Here is a 17,426-nt window from a genome sequence, read left to right as displayed (position 1 = left end):
GGAGGAAATTATGAATACAATAAAAATACTAGGATCAGGATGTAAAAAATGTAAAGCTTTAGAGGCTAACACTAGGGAAGGAATGGCAGAACTTAATTTAGAGGCAAATATTGAACATGTAACTGATATGGGAAAAATAATGGCCTATGGAGTTATGTCAACACCAGCTCTTGTAATTAATGATAAGGTAGTGTCAACTGGGAAAGTTTTAAAAGTAAATGAAGCAAAGGAAATAATAAAAAAAAATCTTTAAAAAAATCATAATAAAAAAGGAGAGATTATCTCTCCTTTTTTATTTAAATTAATATTAAATAAAATACAAATGCAAGTAACCAAGCAATAACACACTGGGCAATTACCATTCCAATAGTTAACAGTGTTGAATTAGTTTCCCTTTTAAAAGCAGCCATAGCAGCAATACAAGGTGTATAGTAAAGAGTAAACACAAGGAAAGCAAATGCTGTTACAGGGGACAATAAGTCATGAATAGTTTCATTTGGACCAAGTAGTACAGCTAGGGTACTAACAACACTTTCCTTAGCCATAAGCCCTGTAATTAAAGCTGTTGATATTCTCCAATCATTTAATCCTATAGGAGCAAAAACTGGAGCGATTAGGTTTCCAAGTCCAGCAAGTAAACTAGCTGAAGAATCTTGAACAACATTGAATCTAATATCAAAATTTTGTAAGAACCAAATAACAATTGAAGCTACAAATATAACTGTAAATGCTTTAGTCATAAAATCTTTAGCCTTTTCCCAAACTAAAAGAAGAACACTTTTAAAACTAGGTAATCTATAGTTAGGCAGTTCCATAACAAAGGGAATTGGTTCCCCTTTAAAACGTGTTTCCTTCATAATAAGAGCATAAATTATTCCAAATGATATTCCAAGTAAGTATAAAGAAATAATCACAAGAGCTTGATGCTTAGGGAAAAATGCAGATGTAAGCATAATATAAATTGGTAACTTTGCAGAACAACTCATGTATGGTATTAAAAACATAGTCATTCTTCTATCCCTGTTAGAAGATAAAGTTCTAGTTGACATAATTGCAGGAACTGAGCATCCAAATCCAATAAGCATTGGAACAAAACTTTTTCCAGACAATCCTATTTTTCTAAGAAGTTTATCCATAATGAAGGCTACCCTTGCCATATATCCACTGTCTTCCATTAAAGAAAGGAAGAAGAACAATACAACAATTAAAGGTAAGAAGCTTAAAACACTTCCAACACCAGCAAATATTCCATCAATAACAAGGGAATGAACAACTGAATTAATCTTTAAAGCACTTAAAAGTGAATCAGTATATACAGTGAAATTATCAATAAGATACCCAAGTAATTCTGATAAAAAAGGGCCAAGTATCCCAAAGGTTGCCCAAAATATAAATGCTAAAATTCCTATAAAAGTAGGTATTGCAGTATATTTTCCTGTTAAAATTTTATCAATTTTAACACTTTTTTTATGACTCTTACTTTCTTCTAAGTTCTGAACTGTTTGTTCACATAATTTTTCAATAAAACAAAATCTCATATTTACAATTGCAGATACCCGATCTTTTTTACTCTCCTCTTCCATTTGTGCAACAATATGTTCTATTGTATCCTTTTCATTTTTATCTAAGTTTAAGGCTTCAATCATTAGCTTATCCTTTTCAATAGCCTTAGTAGCTGCAAATCTAGGATTTACACCAATGTCAAGGGCATGGTCTTCAATTATATGTAAAATAGAATGAATACCCCTATGCACTGCCTGCTCTTCCTTAGTACCAGAGTTATCACATAAATCCAAATGTTGAGGAGTAATTTTAGATTTAGCAACAGTGATAGTATGATGTACAAGTTCTTGAATACCCTCATTTTTAGATGCAGATATTGGAACAACAGGAACTCCTAAAATTTCTTCTAAATTATTTATAAGTATACTTCCATTGTTTTCCCTTACTTCATCCATCATATTAAGAGCAATAACCATTGGAACATTAAGCTCTAATAACTGCATAGTTAAATAAAGATTTCTTTCTAGATTAGTAGCATCTAAAATATTAATGATTGCATTTGGTTTTTCTTTAATTATAAAATCTCTAGTTACTATTTCCTCTGTTGAATAAGGGGATAAAGAATATATACCTGGAAGATCTATAATTTTCACAGAAGGGTAGTTTTTTAAAGTCCCTTCCTTGTGTTCAACTGTAACTCCAGGGAAATTTCCCACATGTTGATTAGCCCCTGTTAACTGATTGAATAAAGTTGTTTTACCAGAATTTTGGTTACCAACTAAGGCAAATTTTAAATCAGATCCCTGTAAATAAATTTTTTGTTTATAATATTTTTTCTGACATTTTCCTCTTTCATAATTATTTTTTTCGCAATTTCTACCCTGTCCCTTATCCCTTTCACCTAATTGAGGATGGTTTACTAGGTTTATGTTTCTGTTTCTTTTCCTATGGCATCTAAACTCAGGTGTTTCCAAAATCTCAATTTTAGCAGCATCATTTTTTCTTAATGTTAAAGTGTAATCCCTTACTTTAATCTCAAGAGGATCTCCCATAGGTGCTGCTTTAACAAGTTTAATGTGAGTTCCTGGTGTTAGCCCCATTTCTAAAAAGTGATGTCTTAAATCATTTTTTCCATCAATTTTTACAATTTCTGCTGAATTTCCTATTTTTAATTTGTCTAATGTTTTAATCATAAATCCCCTAATATATAAATTAATATATATATTCCTTTCTGTAAATGTTTTATATAAATTACAAGATGTAACAATTGTTTATTTATTATATCATTTTATAATCAAAATTATAAATAAATTTTAATAATAAAAATAAAAAAAGAATATATGTTCAAAAAGTTGACTTTAATTCCTTAATTCTTTATAATTTAATAAATTGAAAGATTAAAAAAGGAGGACAAATGAATAGTATAGAACTTATTAAAAAGTTAAGTGATGTGGAAGGTATTTCTGGGTTTGAAGATAAAGTTAATGATATTGCTAGGGAAGAATTACAAGATAAATATTCTATAAAAGAAGATTCAATGAGAAATCTATATATTAATAATATAAAAAAAGAGGATAGGAAAGCTCCAGTGGTTATGTTAGATGCCCATTCAGATGAAGTTGGATTTATGGTGCAATCAATAGAGGGAAATGGTCTTCTTAAGTTTATAACAATTGGAGGATGGAGTAATCAACAAATTCCAGCTCATAAAGTAAAGGTATTAAATAGTGAAGGAGTTTATATTGAGGGGATTATTTCTTCAATACCACCTCATTTTACATCTAGTGAAAATCGTGGGAAGGTTACAGATGTTAAAGACATGTTCATAGATGTTGGAACAACTTCTTACGAAGAAACAGTAAATGATTTTAAAATAGAAATAGGTGCCCCTGTTGTTCCAGATGTTCAGTGCACATATAATGAGAAATCAAAAATGTTTTTAGGAAAGGCCTTTGACAATAGAATAGGTTGCGCTGCAGTTATTGAAATAATGAGAGATATAAAAAATGAAAATTTAGATGTGGATGTTGTTGGAGTTTTTTCCTCTCAAGAGGAAATAGGAACTAGGGGAACTGTTGTTTCTACAAAAAGAGTTTTACCAGATCTTGCTATAGTTTTAGAAGGGCCACCAGCAGATGATAGCTTTAGAAATAAATATAATAGTCAAGGAACATTAAAAAAAGGAGTACAGCTTCGTCATTTTGATCCTACTATGATGGCAAATCCAAGATTTGTTAAATTTGTAAAGGAAGTATCTAAAAAATATAATGTTAAAATTCAAGAGGCAGTGAGAGAAAGTGGAGGAACAAATGCAGGGAAGGTTCATTTGGAAAACTTAGGAATTCCAACTGTTGTATTAGGGGTTCCTGTTCGTTATACTCATTCCCATTATAACTTTATAGCCTATGAGGATTATTTAGAGATATACAAACTGGTAAAGGGAATTTTAATTGAATTAAATGCAAGCATAATCAATAATTTTTAAAAGTTATGATATAATAATATATGGAGATGTAAATTATGAAGAGGGAAAATGTTGTTAAATTAGAAGAAATAACATCTGATTATTTAGGGATAAATAGGAATATTGTAAAGGAAGAATCTAGTTATTATAAAGATTTAGATGCAGATTCCTTTGATGTGGCTAATATAATTATTGAGTATGAAATGTGTTTTAATATAAATATACCCTATGTATTTTCTAAAAATATTCTTAGGATTAAGGATGTTATAGAGTATATTGATAAAAATTATAAAAACAAATTTTAGAGGAGATATATGAAAAAACAAGAGAGTATTGCTAGGGAGTTTGAAGAATTTAAAAAAGAAATTTTACTTGAAACAAAGGAAGAATTATTTAATAATGCCAGTGAAATTAGTTTTTATAAAGAATTACATAAGTTTATTTTAAATTTAGATGAAAAGGAAGAAGTGTTAAATGGAGATTTCACTTTAAAATCTCTCTATGATTTTTATTTGAAAAATAATCAATTAAGTATAAATGGGAAAGGCCATATGAAAGAATTATTAATCTCTTATAATCAAAGGTTTAGGGTTTCTTTAAACAAAATGATGGCAGAATATTATCTAGAGTTAGATGAATAGCTTGAAAGTATGTTGCAAAAGCAACATACTTCTTTTTCTAAAGTGATATAATTAATGTAATAATTAGGAAACTTAAACAGGAGATGATATTATGAAAAAAGTTGCATTTTTTGATACAAAATCATATGATAAAGAATGGTTTAATAAGCTTAATGAAAAGTATGAATTTATATTTATAGAGGGGAAATTAAATCCAAGAACAGCTCAATTGGCAAAGGGTTGTGAGGCAATTTGTGCCTTTGTTAATGATGATATAGGGAAGGAAACAATTGATATTCTTTATGAAGTTGGAGTTAGAGCAATAGTTTTAAGATGTGCAGGTTTTAATAATGTTGATTTTAAAGAGGCATATGGGAAAATAAATATACTTAGGGTTCCTGCTTACTCCCCTTACGCTGTTGCAGAACATGGAATGGCATTGTTATTAACTTTAAATAGAAAAATACACAAAGCCTATAATCGTACTAGAGATTTTAACTTTAGTTTATCAGGATTAGTTGGAATGGACTTACATGGTAAAACTGTTGGGGTAATAGGAACTGGTAAAATTGGGAAAATATTTATAAATATATGTAAGGGATTTGGAATGAAAGTATTGGCCTATGATTTATTTCCTGATAAAAAGGCAGAAATAAATTATGTTGACTTGGACACTTTATTAAAAGAAAGTGATATTATTTCCCTTCACTGTCCTTTAACAGAGGAAACTAAACATATATTATCCTTTAAAGCCTTTGAAAAGATGAAAGAGGGAGTATATATTATAAATATATCTAGAGGAGAATTAGTTGAAAGTGAAGCATTGTTACAAGCCTTAAGTACTAAGAAAGTTGCAGGGGCAGGATTAGATGTTTATGAAGAGGAAGCTAATTTATTTTTTGAAGATTTTTCAAACAGCATAGTAAATGATGATGTGCTATCCCTTTTAGTTTCCAAACCAAATGTAATTATAACTTCCCATCAAGGATTTCTTACAAAGGAAGCTTTAAAAAATATTGCAAAAGTTACTTTGGAAAACCTAGATGAATACTTTGATGGATCAAAATTAACTAATGAAATTTGTTATCAATGTGAAGAAAGTTCCAATAAAAAAGAATGTACAAAAAATAAAGTGGGAAGATGTTTTTAAAAAATTAAAATTATTTAATATTTTTTACGTCTATCATAAAGTCCTATAAAACTATTTATATATTATTTTATTTTTAGGTATAAAACCCAATATTTTAACAAATAAATTTACATAATACAAAATTATTTAGGAATAATTATTAAGGGGAGAAAAATGAAAAACAAAGAGAGAACATTTATGATACTTGGAATAATGGGATTTTTAGCCAATGGGGATAATTATGCTGCAGCTCCTTTACTTTTGAATATATCAAAGGATTTAAACCTTACAATAAGTTCTGCAGCTATGTCAGTTACTGCATACATGCTAGCATTTGGTTTTTTCACTTTGTTATTTGGACCCTTATCTGATAGATTTGGTAAGGTTAAGATTATAAATATTGCAGCTTTAGGAACTTCAATATTTAGTATTTTAGGAGCATTTACATTTAATTTGCCCTCTTTAATATTTTTTAGAGCTATGAATGGTGCCTTTGGAGCTGGTATATTTCCTGTAACAATAGCTTTAATTGGAGAAAGCTATGATGTTGACCATAGACAAAAGGCTATTGGAAAATTACTAGGATTAATGTTTTTAGGAGCAGCCTCAGCAAGTGCCATAGGTGGAGCAATTGCCTATGCTGGATCTTGGAGATTAGTATATTTTTTATATGGACTTGGGGAATTAGTGCTATCTATAATAATATTTAAAGTGTTAGAAAGAGATACTCCTGTTGTTAAAAAGCTTAATATTTTTTCAGCTTATAAAAGTGCCTTAACTAACTATAGATTTATGAGAATAGTTACTCTAATACTTTTAGTTGGATTCACTGTACTTGGAAGTTTTACATATTCAGGAAAATTGATTCAAGAAATAACAGGTTTCAATGTTTTAATTGTTGGATTAATCCTTTCTGCCTTTGGAATAGGAACTGTTTTTGGAGGAAGAATTGCACCTAAATTAAGAAAAAAATTAGGATATAAATTTTTACTTTCTGCAGGGGCCATAGGTAGTGTTTCATTATTTTTATTATCATCATCAAAAAATGTTCTTGTATTGGTAATTAGTCTTTTATTTTTTGGGATTTCATTTATATGTTTACAATCTACATTGCTGTTAGTGGTCCAAGAAAAGCTTTCTAAAATGAAGGGAACTGCAATGTCAATGGCATCCTTTAATCTCTTTGTAGGTGGAGCCATTGGTACATCAGTCAATGGTATTGTTATAAAGTCCTATGGAGTCACAAGAATATTTTCCAATGCCTCTTATATTATTTTAGGAATTGGAATTCTATCGTGCATATTTGTTGCAAAATTTGAAATGAGAAAAAAAGAAAGTTTTTATAAAATTGAAAAGTAATATACAAGGAGGAAAAATATGAAAATAGAAATTTGGTCAGATTTTGCTTGTCCCTATTGCTATATAGGGAAAAAAAGACTTGAGAAAGCTTTAGAAGAATTTAAAGGTAAAGAAGAAATTAATATAACTTTTAAAACTTTTCAGCTAAATCCATCTGAAGAAAGAAAAGAAATATCAGATTACAGTGAACATTTATCAAAAAAATATAATATTCCCTATGCTCAAGCTAAGGTTCAAGTTGATGGAATGATAAATTCTGCAGCAGAATTAGGACTAAACTTAAGATATGATATTTTAATAAGAAATAAAACAACTTTTGCACATGAAATTGCTAAATATGCAAAAACTGTTGGAAAAGAAATAGAAATTGTTAATTGCTTTTTCAAAGGATATTTTGAAAAGGGAGCAGATTTAGGAGACGTGGATACTTTATTTAATATGTGTAAGAAAGTTGGCTTAGACATTGAAAAATTAAAAAAAGTAATTGAAGAAGAATCCTATTTACCTGAAATTCTTAAGGACAGAAAAGAAGCTTCTAGCATAGGAATAACAGGTGTTCCCTTTTTTATTATTAATGACAAAATAACAATTTCTGGAGCTCAAAGTATAGAATATTTTAAAATGGCTTTAAAACAAGCTGAAATTACTAAATAAATTATTTTCAATTCCAAAGAAGACTAATTTACTTGCAATTCTAAGCATAATTAAACCAATAATTATGTCCAAAATTTTCCATGTAATTTCCTTTTTAAATAGAGGAATAAGTATTCTTGCTCCATAAGCTAGGGAAAAGAACCAAACAATTGATGCTAAACAAGCTCCTATAATAAAATCTATTTGTTGGTGAGCTGGAAATTTTGAACCAATACTTCCTATTAATATAACAGTATCAATATATACATGTGGATTTAATAGAGTTAATGCTAGTATTGTTAATATTGTTTTTTTTAGGGAATCTTCTTTATTGCTATTTTCAATATGAAAGGCTTCATTACTTTTAATAGCTCTTATAATTGAAGATAAACCGTAATAACTAAGAAATAAAATACCAAAAATAGTGGAAAAAAGCATTAATGTTTTATTTCCATCTATAATAGAACTAAGACCTAGAGTTCCAGATGTAATTAAGATAATATCCAAAAAAGAGCATAATAACGCAGTTGTAAATACGTGTTTTTTTTGGATCCCCATTTTTAAAATATAACTGTTTTGTGCTCCTATGGCTACAATTAAACTAATTCCAATTTCAAAGCCTTGGATTGCCACTGATAAATTCATAATTTCCTCCTAAAAATATTTGCTATAATTTTGTATATAAGTTATTATAAACTATAACCTATGGGTACAGGTCAATGTTTAGGAGGAAATTTATGGAAAAAAAATATAAAATTAATGAAATAGCTAGTATTTTCAATATTTCAAGAAGAACATTAGTATATTATGATCAAATAAATTTATTTAAGCCTGATTACGTGGATCCAGAAAATAACTATAGATATTATTCAGAACATCAAATATATGTGTTGAGATTTCTAATAGCTCTTAAAAACTCAGGATTTTCATTAAATGAAATAAAAAAATATACAAATTGTGAAACTGTGGAAGAAAGCCAAGAATTTTTAAAGGAAAAAATAAAAATAATGGAAGATAAAATAGAGACTCTAAGGGGATCCATAGAAATAGTAAAAATAAAATATAATGAATTACAAAGGGTAAAATCTTCCAGTGGTTTAAAGGCAAGGGCAGGAGAGAATATTTCCCTTAATATGTTATTGTTAAAGGTTGAAGCTCCCTATAAATATATGCAAGTTGAAAAAGCCTATAAAAAATTACAAGATTATAATATTAAATCAAATAGACATTTAGCTGTGGTGGATATAACTAATTTAAAAAAACTAGAAATATGTCCTTTAAAATATGTGGGAGCCATAGTTAAAAACAATGAAATTGATGAAAAATATCATGAGATTATATTGAAAAAAAACATAAAAAAATATGCAACTATTACTCATAAGGGTTTATTTGAAAATTTAAAGGATAGTTATATAAAGCTCCTAGAATTTATAAATAAAAATTCCTATGAAATAATAGGAGATTCCATAGAGATATCCAATAAGGAAAAGCTCCACTTAAAAGGAGGAGTTGGTGAAGTTATAGAAATAATCATTCCTATAAAATAAAGAAAAAGGAGGTGTTTTATTAAAAATGGAAAAAAAATTAAATGAAAGATGTACATGTCCAGCTGAATGTCCTTTACATGGAAATTGTTTAGAATGTATAACAAAACACATGGATGAAAAAATTGCTGTTCATTGTATGAGAAATAAATAGTTTAGTTAATAAAAGGGAGATACAATTAATTGTATCTCCCTTTTGTCACTTAGCTTTTTTTCACATGGTATAAATATATTAATTTATCTTCGTCTTCATACTTATAATAAGTTCCAAAATTTTCCAATTTATATTTTGGATAAAATCTTTTTAAAACAAGGCTTTTATCTGATTCTTCTAGTAATAGAAATTCCTTAGGTAAATTAGAACTGTTTTTTATTTTCACTATTTTTTCCCCAACATTCCAAACATTTAAAATTTCATCACTATCCATAGTGAGTACAGGTAAGGTTATTTGCTCTTGATCCTTTAAAATACTAAGGGGAAGATATTTATCCCTTACTCCATCCATCACTATTCTTTGAACAAACCATGTTGTTGAAATGCTTGTAAAAAGCATTAAAACCCCAGTTGCGTATAATCCCTTTTTGAGATTTTCCTTTTCAAAAATAACTTGTATAAAAATATGTCCCAAGTATAAAAAACCAAAACCTACAAAGGCAAAATAAAAGGTTCCTATATATCCCTTTGTATAACCTTTAATATAAAAAAGAATAGGAATTCCAAATGCAATTATTGTCACAATTAAAAAATGAAGTTTGAGAAATATTTTTTCTTTTTTAAAAATTTCTGACCAATTTTTATTTAAGTAGTAGTCAATTAAATGTGCTCCCATCATAGGGGATAAAATATACATGGGAATAGCATATCTATCCTTTTTCATTTTAATAAGGGAAAGCAAGATTAAAGCTAAAAAATTCCAGAAAAATAAGAAGGAAAAAAAATCTTTATTTTGAATTTTTGTTTTAACCCATTTTTTATAAAAAGAAGCTAGTACAAATATTATCCAAACCCCTGTATAAATAAAATAATCAAGATAATAAAAAATTGATCGAACATGTTTATTTGTCCAAGTTGAAGCTTCCTTATTCATAACTTTTATAAAGATATTTTTTTCATGTATTATCATTAAAAGAGGCCAAATACCTGCAATGATAATTCCTACAAATATTGACAACAATAATTTCCAAAAGTTTTTTCTTATATCTTTAAATCCATATACAAATATATATGCTCCAAAAAAAGGTAATCCCATTCCATATAAAGGAATTGGCCCCTTGCTTAGAAGTGAGCACCCTAAAAATAAACTGGCAATTAAAAAATTTTTATTGTTACTTTCTTTTAATCCTTTAAAAATAAAGGTTAAAAATCCAAGCATAAGTACATATCCAAACATATCCCAGGTATTTTTATTTCCAAGCTTTATTAACATAAAAGTTGTGGAAGTTACTAAACCTGTAATATAAGCTAGTCTATGATTATTTGTTCCTAATTTAACAAGGTAATATATTAAAAATATCATTCCTATACTAAGTAATGCCACTGGTATTCTTAATATAAATTCATTAGTTGTTGTACCAAATATTTTCATAAATATACCTGTGATCCATGTTGGAAATGGTGGCTTTTCAAATCTAAACTGTCCATTCATTGTGGGAATAAGCCAATTTCCACTTCTTACCATTTCCCTTGCTGTAACAAAATTTCTAGCTTCCATTAAATCTGCTTTGCTAGCCCATAAACTAGAAAAAAAAGATATTGTGCTAACTAAAAAAAGATATATTAAATCTTTTTTTTCACTTTTCATATGTCCTCCCTTATTATAAAAAAATTTATTAATAAAAATATTTTCTTCTTCCATTAGAATACTATAATTTAATTAAGATTTGATTAAAAAAATTAAAAATGTTTTTACAAAATAAGACCTTGACTTTTCACAAAGACTAGTGTACTATCTAACTAGTACACTAGTGAGGAGGTTCTATGGAGTATAATAATAAGTTGCCTATTTATATGCAAATAAAAAGTATTATTAAAAAGGATATTATTAAAAAAAATATAATATTAGGAGAAAAGCTGCCATCCACAAGGGAAATGGCACAAAAATTTCAAGTTAATCCAAATACTATTACCAGAGTATATAAAGAGCTAGAGCAGGAAAAAATTACTTTTACAAAGAGAGGCCTTGGAACATTTATAACAGAGGATGAGAAAATTTTAAATGAATTAAAGGATAGTATGGGAAATAAAATAATTGAAGATTTTTTTAATGGTATGTATGACTTAGGTTACTCTAAGGAAGAAATATTAGAAATTTTAAAATAGGAGGAAATATGTTACTTGAAGTTAAAAATTTAAAAAAAGGATTTTTCAAGAAAAAAGTTTTAAATAATTTTAATCTCCAACTAAAAAAAGGATATATCTACGGATTAGTTGGACCAAATGGAAGTGGAAAGTCAACATTTATGAAAATTTTAGTTGGACTAATTCAAAAAACAAGTGGAGAGATTTTATTTCAAGGGGAAAATTATAATTTAAAAACTAGATATAAAATTGCCTATCAACCAACAGAGGATTATTTTTATAAGTGGATGAAGGTTATAGATGCAATTGATTTTTATAGGGATTTCTATAAGGATTTTAATAGAGAAAAAGCAATTAAATTAATTGGGGAAATGCAAGTTGGTTTAGAAGAAAAAGTTTCTTCCCTTAGTACTGGTCAAAAGGTTAGATTGAAAATAGCTCTAACTTTATCAAGGGATGTTCCACTATATCTATTAGATGAACCATTAAATGGTGTGGATCCAGTTAGTCGAGATAAGATAGTTAACTTAATTTCAAGTGAATTAAATGAGAAAAAAACTATTATTATATCAAGTCACCTAATAAAAGAATTTGAAGTTATTTTAGATAGGGTTTTATTTTTAAAGAATGGTGAAATTTTATTTGATAAGGATTGTGAAGAATTACGTTTGGAAAAAAATATGTCAGTTAATGATTTTTATAAAACAATATACGATTAGGAGGAGTCCATGTTTAATTTAATAAAATACGATTTTAAAAGTAAAAGTAAAATATTTCTTACCCTTATACTTTTATTTATTATAGAAAATATTTATGTGATTATAAAAAGTGGGGATAGCTTCAATGTAAATGAAATACTTTTTGTAAATATGATTTTCATGTTTTTAATATTTGTATGTTTTTCTTTTTTCTTGAATTTAACTTCATTTAAAAATCATCTTTCTCCCCAACCTGGATATATGATTTTTATGGGAAATATTAGTAGAAAAGAATATGTTTTAACAAAAATTCTCACTTTTTTTCTTGAAAGTTTTTTCATTGGAACTTTTATTGTAACAGTCTTCTTGTTGGAAATGAGAAATGTAAATATAGATGTAAATTTTTATAGTTCATTTTTTAATGTTGAAAATGGTGATATTTCAGTTCTAGTTATTCAAGGCTTTAAAATAATATTTTATCTTTCCATGCAATATTTAACATTGATCACTATATTTATGTTGTCCATTATTATTAGAAATGTTCTACTTAAAAATATAAAATTCAAAGGAATTATAACTTTTATTTTTGCAAATGTACTATTTTTTTTAAGAAGTTATTTGTATGAAATTTTAAACCTTAGTTTTTATAGGGGAGTCCATTTTAGAAATGGTATGTTTAGTAACATCAGTAGTTATATTATTCTTGTGGATGTATTGTATTTATTTATTATTATTTATGCTCTCATTTATTTAATGGAACGTAAATTAGATATATAACATATTAAAAGAGGCCTAATAAATTAGGTCTCTTTTTTTACAATTTATATATTTTATTATAGCACTTTTTGCACAGGGCTATATAGGAATCGTTTGATCCAACTTCTACCTTTTCTTTGCTAGAAGTTAATCTATAGGATTTGCTTGCATTTTTTCCACATTCACAGCAAACAGCCTTTAACTTTAAAATTTCATCAGCATAGGGCATAAGTTTTTCCATACTTTTAAAGGGTTTGTTATCAAAAGTTAAATCAAGACCTGCCACAGTAATTGAATAATTCTCCTTTTCCACTAAGGAAACTATAACATTTGAAAATTCCTTTGGGAAAAATTGAAATTCATCAATATAAACATTTTTTATTTCTTTATGTTCGTGCAAAATAGAAAGCATCTCGTAAACAGTTGATATGGAATAAGATTTCTCTTGATCTTGCAAATGAGTTGCAACAACATTTTCCCCATATCTCTTATCTAGTGAATGATTAAAAAGTAATGCTTTTTTTTTAGCATATTTATTTCTTTCATATCTTTTTAAAAGTTCAGTACTCTTCCCTGAGTACATACTACCACATATTATATTAAGACACATAATCCACTCCTCATAATAATTAATCTCTTAAAGCAAGGGGCATTAGTATATATACGTAGTCGCTATTTTCAAATTCTTCCATTTTAAACATAGAAGAAGAATTAGTTGCTTTGATCACAAGATTTTTAGATATATTATTTAAAAATTCCAATATAAATTTAATGTTTAAAGATCCCTTAAAGTCATCTCCATCCTTTAACATATTAACTTTTTGAACAGTTTTACCCTTTCCAGATTGAGATTCAATTTTAAGCATTTTCCCTTTAAAATCAAATATAGCTCCATATTTTTTATCGTAACTTGTTCTTGCAACAGTAAGAACTTTTTTAAGAGCACTTTTATATTCAGGTGTGTTAAATTCTAAGAACTTATCAAAGGCATTATAACCTAAAATTTGTTTAAAGTCAGGATATGGTAATTCAATAATTCTAGTTGCATAATAATTATTTTCCCATGTGAAAATTAAGTATTTATCACTGAATCCAACTGTTATTTCCTTTCCAATATCCTTTAAAAGTTTTATAAGGGCATTTACGCTTTCCAATGGAATAGAGAATTCCTTGTTCATAATTGCATTTACATTTTCCTTTAAGTAAGTTAGTCTATATGAGTCTGTGGAAACAAATTCTGTTTTTTCTTGGGAAAAGATAACCCTTACACAATTAAGAGCTAAGTTGTCAGCAGTTTGATATGAGGAAAACTTAGTTTTTTCCAAAGCTTTAGAAAAACTATCAGAATTATATTTAGCCACTTCAATTGGTAAATATTCTTCAATATTTGGATATTCTTCTGCATTCATTGTAACAAATTCAGCTTGATGAACAAATAATGAATTGTTATCTGAATAAATTTCCAATTGAGATATTTCTAAAAGTTTTATATATTCTAACATAAGTTGAGGCTTAATAATTATAATTCCCTCTTCTAATATTTCCCCTTCAACTTTTTTAATTAATGTTGACTCTAAGTTTGTACCTGTAAGAATTATATTTTCCTTGGTAACTTCTATTTTTAAACCAACTATTATAGGTTTAATCGGATTTTCTTTTAATATCAGTAGAAAATCTGAAAGTACATTTACAAACTGTTCTCTGTTTACTTTAAATCTCATTTTATCCTCCTAAAAATCGTATATACATTTAAATTATACAGTATAATGAAAAAATATTCTAGGAATTTTTTAATATTAATTATTAAATATGATATACTTATATAATACTTTAAATAAGAGAATAGGGAGTGGGTTCATGTTAGGAAAAAAAATTTATGATATTTTAGAAGAACTTGGAAAAATATCCATTGAAGGGGAAGGGGTTACTAGAATTTCTTTTACAAAGGAACATAGAAAAGCTAATAGCTTTATAAAAAAACTTATGACAGAAAATGGTTTAATTCCCAGGGAAGACAACGCTGGAAATATTATAGGTGAATATTTTTCAAATAAAACAAATAGTAAAACTTTAGTTATTGGATCTCATGAGGACAGTGTTAAAAATGGAGGGAAGTATGATGGACCCCTTGGAATAATATTACCTATAATTACATTTGGAGAATATTTAAAGGAAAACAAAAACCTTCCTTATAATATAAAGATAATTTCCTTTGGAGATGAAGAAGGAATTAGATTTGCCATGCCTTTCACAGGGAGTAGTGTTATAGCTGGAACCTTTGACACAAAGGATTTGTCTAGAGTTGGAATATATAATAAAACCTTGGGAGAAGCTTTAGAGAACTTTAGGGGAAACTTGGAAAAATTAAAGGAAGACAAGATAGAAGATATTGATGATTTTATAGAGATTCATATAGAACAAGGGCCAATTCTTTTTAATGAAAATAATTCCCTTGGAATAGTTAATGCTATTCAAGGATTTAAAAGATATGAAGTTGATATTTTAGGGCAAGCAGGGCATTCAGGAACTGTTCCTATGAACATGAGACATGACGCTGGAGTTGGAGCTAGTGAAATAGTTTATAAAATAAATAGATTAATAGGAAGTAAAGAAGGGATAGTTGCAACAGTTGGTAAAATGAATTTTTTTCCAGGAGCAGAAAATGTAATCCCACAAAAAGCATCCTTTTCAATAGATATTAGATCACTGTCAGAGGAACTGTTAATATCTTCAATGGAAGAAATTAACAAAATTATAAGGGATACTTGTTGTAAATTAAAGTTAAAATATAAAATTAAAATGAAAACAGAAAATAAAGTTACCCTTTGTAATGAAAAAATAATTTCAAAATTAAAAGAGTCCTTTATTGAAAATAATATAGATCCTAAAATAATTTCAAGTGGCGCAGGGCATGATGCACAAGAAATGTCTAAAGTTACAAATGTTGGAATGATATTTATGAGATGTGAAGAGGGAATTAGTCATAATCCTAAAGAAAAAATATCTATTTGTGACATTAATGATTGCGTAAAAGTCTTAAAAAGTTTCTTTTATAGATACTTTAATTAAAGATTATAATATTATTTAAGGTTTACTTTTTAGTGAAATTTTAGTACAATATAGTGTAAAGATTTTAATAATTATAATATTTTAAGAGGTGAATAAAAAAATGGACCCATATTCCTGGTGGAATAATAATAAAAAAAAATATTAAACCTTTATTACTTTTCATAATAAGGGTCTAGTATATTATGGAAGGTGAAATTATGTTACAAGTTATTAAAACTGATGAAAATTTCAAGTTGGACTATCTTTATTTTAGAGACGAAGATAGCCATAAAGAAATTGATCCAACAATTTTAAAAGAAAAAAATACCTGGATATCTCTAACAGATCCAGATGAAGAAGAAATCTTAGCACTACAAAATATATTAGAAATTCCTGAAGAACATATTAAAGCAGCTCTAGATGAGGAAGAAAAATCTCGTTTGGAAATAGATGGAGACATATTATTGTTGATTATAGATGTGCCTCTTCACAGTGAAGGAGATAAATGTTCCTTTACAACTCTTCCTCTAGGAATAATTTTACTAAAGGACAATATTGTCACTATATCTACAGAGAGGTTTCCTCTTATAGATGAATTTGTAAAAGGAAGAATCAAAGAGTTTTTCACATATAAAAAGACAAGATTTATACTTCAACTTCTTTTTAGAAATACATCTTATTATTTGTATTACTTGAGACAAATAGGTCGTGTAAGTGATGCTATTGAAACAAGATTAAAGAAAAATATGGAAAATGATGAACTATTACTTTTATTGGATTTAGAAAAGAGTTTGGTATATTTTAAAACTTCATTAAAATCTAATGAATTAGTATTAGACAAAATTATGAGAATGCAGTTTGTTAAAAAATATCCAGATGATATGGAAGTATTAGACGATGTAATAATTGATACAAAACAAGCTATTGAAATGGCTGATATTTATTCTAGTATTTTAAGAGGAACTAGAGATGCTTTTTCAACTATTATGTCAAATAATTTGAACAATGTAATGAAGAGATTAACATCTATTACAGTTGTTTTAGCTATACCTACTATTATTTCAGGGATATGGGGAATGAATGTTTCTGTTCCCTTTGCAAGAAATCATTTTGGTTTTGCCCTAGTGATAGTTTTATCAGTTGTTATAAGTGGATTTATAACTTATTGGCTTAATAGAAATAAAATGCTATAACACATAGATTAATAAAAAATCCTTAAGTGTACACTTAAGGATTTTTGCATTAATTATTGGGTCTATAATATTTGGTGTTGGTATTTGTAAAAATACTAATGCCTTTATTTTTTGCAAAAAAAAATTGAGACAAATAAAAAAATCCGTTACAATTAAGTTGCGACACCAAAAGAAAGGATG

The 17,426-nt window shown here is 27.5% G+C and carries 19 protein-coding genes; 14 read left to right on the top strand and 5 right to left on the bottom strand.

The features are described from left to right. Nucleotides 1–10 precede the first annotated feature (10 nt). The gene (locus GIL12_RS04525; protein ID WP_163469176.1) at nucleotides 11–253 is read left to right on the top strand and encodes a thioredoxin family protein; all 243 of its coding nucleotides are present in this window, start codon (nucleotides 11–13) and stop codon (nucleotides 251–253) included. A 43-nt stretch (nucleotides 254–296) separates the two neighbouring features. Here GIL12_RS04525 and feoB read toward each other — a convergent pair whose 3' ends face one another. Then, nucleotides 297–2,696: a ferrous iron transport protein B gene (gene feoB / locus GIL12_RS04520; RefSeq protein WP_163469175.1), complete on the bottom strand. Its 2,400-nt coding sequence runs from the start codon at nucleotides 2,694–2,696 to the stop codon at nucleotides 297–299. 221 nt (nucleotides 2,697–2,917) lie between these two features. Here feoB and GIL12_RS04515 point away from each other — a divergent pair, with 221 nt between their 5' ends. The 6 genes from GIL12_RS04515 to GIL12_RS04490 all read left to right on the top strand — a co-directional run bounded on the left by GIL12_RS04515 (nucleotide 2,918) and on the right by GIL12_RS04490 (nucleotide 7,729). After that, nucleotides 2,918–3,988, top strand: a complete 1,071-nt coding sequence (locus GIL12_RS04515; RefSeq protein WP_163469174.1) for a M42 family metallopeptidase — start codon at nucleotides 2,918–2,920, stop codon at nucleotides 3,986–3,988. Between the two features lie 35 nt (nucleotides 3,989–4,023). Further along, a complete protein-coding gene (locus GIL12_RS04510; protein WP_163469173.1) occupies nucleotides 4,024–4,272 on the top strand; it encodes an acyl carrier protein in 249 nt (82 codons plus the stop codon). Between the two features lie 9 nt (nucleotides 4,273–4,281). After that, the gene (locus GIL12_RS04505; RefSeq protein ID WP_163469172.1) at nucleotides 4,282–4,608 is read left to right on the top strand and encodes a hypothetical protein; all 327 of its coding nucleotides are present in this window, start codon (nucleotides 4,282–4,284) and stop codon (nucleotides 4,606–4,608) included. Nucleotides 4,609–4,699: 91 nt separating this feature from the next. Then, nucleotides 4,700–5,737, top strand: coding sequence for a 2-hydroxyacid dehydrogenase (locus GIL12_RS04500; protein ID WP_163469171.1), 1,038 nt, complete (start codon nucleotides 4,700–4,702; stop codon nucleotides 5,735–5,737). A gap of 153 nt (nucleotides 5,738–5,890) precedes the next feature. Continuing rightward, entirely contained in the window at nucleotides 5,891–7,075 is a 1,185-nt protein-coding gene (locus GIL12_RS04495; RefSeq protein WP_163469170.1) for an MFS transporter, read from the top strand. An 18-nt stretch (nucleotides 7,076–7,093) separates the two neighbouring features. Further along, entirely contained in the window at nucleotides 7,094–7,729 is a 636-nt protein-coding gene (locus GIL12_RS04490) for a DsbA family protein (protein WP_163469169.1), read from the top strand. Here the strand turns inward: GIL12_RS04490 and GIL12_RS04485 are convergent. Continuing rightward, nucleotides 7,703–8,353 (bottom strand): LysE/ArgO family amino acid transporter, encoded by a 651-nt coding sequence (locus GIL12_RS04485; RefSeq protein WP_163469168.1) that lies wholly within the window; start codon nucleotides 8,351–8,353, stop codon nucleotides 7,703–7,705. The genes GIL12_RS04490 and GIL12_RS04485 overlap by 27 nt on opposite strands. Before the next feature lie 92 nt (nucleotides 8,354–8,445). Here GIL12_RS04485 and GIL12_RS04480 point away from each other — a divergent pair, with 92 nt between their 5' ends. Further along, nucleotides 8,446–9,255 carry a MerR family transcriptional regulator gene (locus tag GIL12_RS04480; protein ID WP_163469167.1) on the top strand — a complete coding sequence of 270 codons (810 nt, stop codon included), beginning with the start codon at nucleotides 8,446–8,448 and terminating at the stop codon, nucleotides 9,253–9,255. 25 nt (nucleotides 9,256–9,280) lie between these two features. Next, nucleotides 9,281–9,406 (top strand): hypothetical protein, encoded by a 126-nt coding sequence (locus GIL12_RS10170; protein WP_255461023.1) that lies wholly within the window; start codon nucleotides 9,281–9,283, stop codon nucleotides 9,404–9,406. A 49-nt stretch (nucleotides 9,407–9,455) separates the two neighbouring features. Here the strand turns inward: GIL12_RS10170 and GIL12_RS04475 are convergent, their stop codons facing one another. After that, a complete protein-coding gene (locus tag GIL12_RS04475; protein WP_163469166.1) occupies nucleotides 9,456–11,054 on the bottom strand; it encodes a glycosyltransferase family 39 protein in 1,599 nt (532 codons plus the stop codon). Between the two features lie 176 nt (nucleotides 11,055–11,230). Here GIL12_RS04475 and GIL12_RS04470 point away from each other — a divergent pair, with 176 nt between their 5' ends. From GIL12_RS04470 to GIL12_RS04460, 3 genes are read left to right on the top strand one after another with little or no spacing between them, the layout of a single operon-like run. Beyond that, the gene (locus GIL12_RS04470) at nucleotides 11,231–11,572 is read left to right on the top strand and encodes a GntR family transcriptional regulator (RefSeq protein WP_163469165.1); all 342 of its coding nucleotides are present in this window, start codon (nucleotides 11,231–11,233) and stop codon (nucleotides 11,570–11,572) included. Nucleotides 11,573–11,580: 8 nt separating this feature from the next. Continuing rightward, a complete protein-coding gene (locus GIL12_RS04465) occupies nucleotides 11,581–12,270 on the top strand; it encodes an ABC transporter ATP-binding protein (RefSeq protein ID WP_163469164.1) in 690 nt (229 codons plus the stop codon). 9 nt (nucleotides 12,271–12,279) lie between these two features. Beyond that, a complete protein-coding gene (locus tag GIL12_RS04460) occupies nucleotides 12,280–13,026 on the top strand; it encodes a hypothetical protein (protein ID WP_163469163.1) in 747 nt (248 codons plus the stop codon). Nucleotides 13,027–13,063: 37 nt separating this feature from the next. On the opposite strand, the gene GIL12_RS04455 is transcribed toward GIL12_RS04460, so the two are convergent. Beyond that, on the bottom strand, nucleotides 13,064–13,615 hold the full coding sequence (locus tag GIL12_RS04455; protein WP_163469162.1) for a thymidine kinase: 552 nt from the start codon (nucleotides 13,613–13,615) through the stop codon (nucleotides 13,064–13,066). Between the two features lie 19 nt (nucleotides 13,616–13,634). After that, nucleotides 13,635–14,726 carry a DNA polymerase III subunit beta gene (gene dnaN, locus GIL12_RS04450; RefSeq protein WP_163469161.1) on the bottom strand — a complete coding sequence of 364 codons (1,092 nt, stop codon included), beginning with the start codon at nucleotides 14,724–14,726 and terminating at the stop codon, nucleotides 13,635–13,637. A 136-nt stretch (nucleotides 14,727–14,862) separates the two neighbouring features. Here dnaN and GIL12_RS04445 point away from each other — a divergent pair, with 136 nt between their 5' ends. Next, a complete protein-coding gene (locus GIL12_RS04445) occupies nucleotides 14,863–16,074 on the top strand; it encodes a M20 family metallo-hydrolase (RefSeq protein ID WP_163469160.1) in 1,212 nt (403 codons plus the stop codon). Nucleotides 16,075–16,271: 197 nt separating this feature from the next. After that, nucleotides 16,272–17,246: a magnesium transporter CorA family protein gene (locus GIL12_RS04440; RefSeq protein ID WP_163469159.1), complete on the top strand. Its 975-nt coding sequence runs from the start codon at nucleotides 16,272–16,274 to the stop codon at nucleotides 17,244–17,246. Nucleotides 17,247–17,426: the final 180 nt, after the last annotated feature.

Source organism: Fusobacterium sp. IOR10, assembly GCF_010367435.1.
Lineage (GTDB): Bacteria > Fusobacteriota > Fusobacteriia > Fusobacteriales > Fusobacteriaceae > Fusobacterium_B.
The sequence above is the reverse complement of the archived record's forward strand: the minus strand, read 5'-3'. Positions and strand labels throughout refer to the sequence as shown.

Excerpts from the sequence above, each read along its gene's own strand:
- GIL12_RS04525 (WP_163469176.1), top strand. The coding sequence starts at position 11 with ATGAATACAATAAAAATACTAGGATCAGGATGTAAAAAATGTAAAGCT.
- feoB (WP_163469175.1), bottom strand. The coding sequence starts at position 2,696 with ATGATTAAAACATTAGACAAATTAAAAATAGGAAATTCAGCAGAAATT.
- GIL12_RS04515 (WP_163469174.1), top strand. The coding sequence starts at position 2,918 with ATGAATAGTATAGAACTTATTAAAAAGTTAAGTGATGTGGAAGGTATT.
- GIL12_RS04510 (WP_163469173.1), top strand. The coding sequence starts at position 4,024 with ATGAAGAGGGAAAATGTTGTTAAATTAGAAGAAATAACATCTGATTAT.
- GIL12_RS04505 (WP_163469172.1), top strand. The coding sequence starts at position 4,282 with ATGAAAAAACAAGAGAGTATTGCTAGGGAGTTTGAAGAATTTAAAAAA.
- GIL12_RS04500 (WP_163469171.1), top strand. The coding sequence starts at position 4,700 with ATGAAAAAAGTTGCATTTTTTGATACAAAATCATATGATAAAGAATGG.
- GIL12_RS04495 (WP_163469170.1), top strand. The coding sequence starts at position 5,891 with ATGAAAAACAAAGAGAGAACATTTATGATACTTGGAATAATGGGATTT.
- GIL12_RS04490 (WP_163469169.1), top strand. The coding sequence starts at position 7,094 with ATGAAAATAGAAATTTGGTCAGATTTTGCTTGTCCCTATTGCTATATA.
- GIL12_RS04485 (WP_163469168.1), bottom strand. The coding sequence starts at position 8,353 with ATGAATTTATCAGTGGCAATCCAAGGCTTTGAAATTGGAATTAGTTTA.
- GIL12_RS04480 (WP_163469167.1), top strand. The coding sequence starts at position 8,446 with ATGGAAAAAAAATATAAAATTAATGAAATAGCTAGTATTTTCAATATT.
- GIL12_RS10170 (WP_255461023.1), top strand. The coding sequence starts at position 9,281 with ATGGAAAAAAAATTAAATGAAAGATGTACATGTCCAGCTGAATGTCCT.
- GIL12_RS04475 (WP_163469166.1), bottom strand. The coding sequence starts at position 11,054 with ATGAAAAGTGAAAAAAAAGATTTAATATATCTTTTTTTAGTTAGCACA.
- GIL12_RS04470 (WP_163469165.1), top strand. The coding sequence starts at position 11,231 with ATGGAGTATAATAATAAGTTGCCTATTTATATGCAAATAAAAAGTATT.
- GIL12_RS04465 (WP_163469164.1), top strand. The coding sequence starts at position 11,581 with ATGTTACTTGAAGTTAAAAATTTAAAAAAAGGATTTTTCAAGAAAAAA.
- GIL12_RS04460 (WP_163469163.1), top strand. The coding sequence starts at position 12,280 with ATGTTTAATTTAATAAAATACGATTTTAAAAGTAAAAGTAAAATATTT.
- GIL12_RS04455 (WP_163469162.1), bottom strand. The coding sequence starts at position 13,615 with ATGTGTCTTAATATAATATGTGGTAGTATGTACTCAGGGAAGAGTACT.
- dnaN (WP_163469161.1), bottom strand. The coding sequence starts at position 14,726 with ATGAGATTTAAAGTAAACAGAGAACAGTTTGTAAATGTACTTTCAGAT.
- GIL12_RS04445 (WP_163469160.1), top strand. The coding sequence starts at position 14,863 with ATGTTAGGAAAAAAAATTTATGATATTTTAGAAGAACTTGGAAAAATA.
- GIL12_RS04440 (WP_163469159.1), top strand. The coding sequence starts at position 16,272 with ATGTTACAAGTTATTAAAACTGATGAAAATTTCAAGTTGGACTATCTT.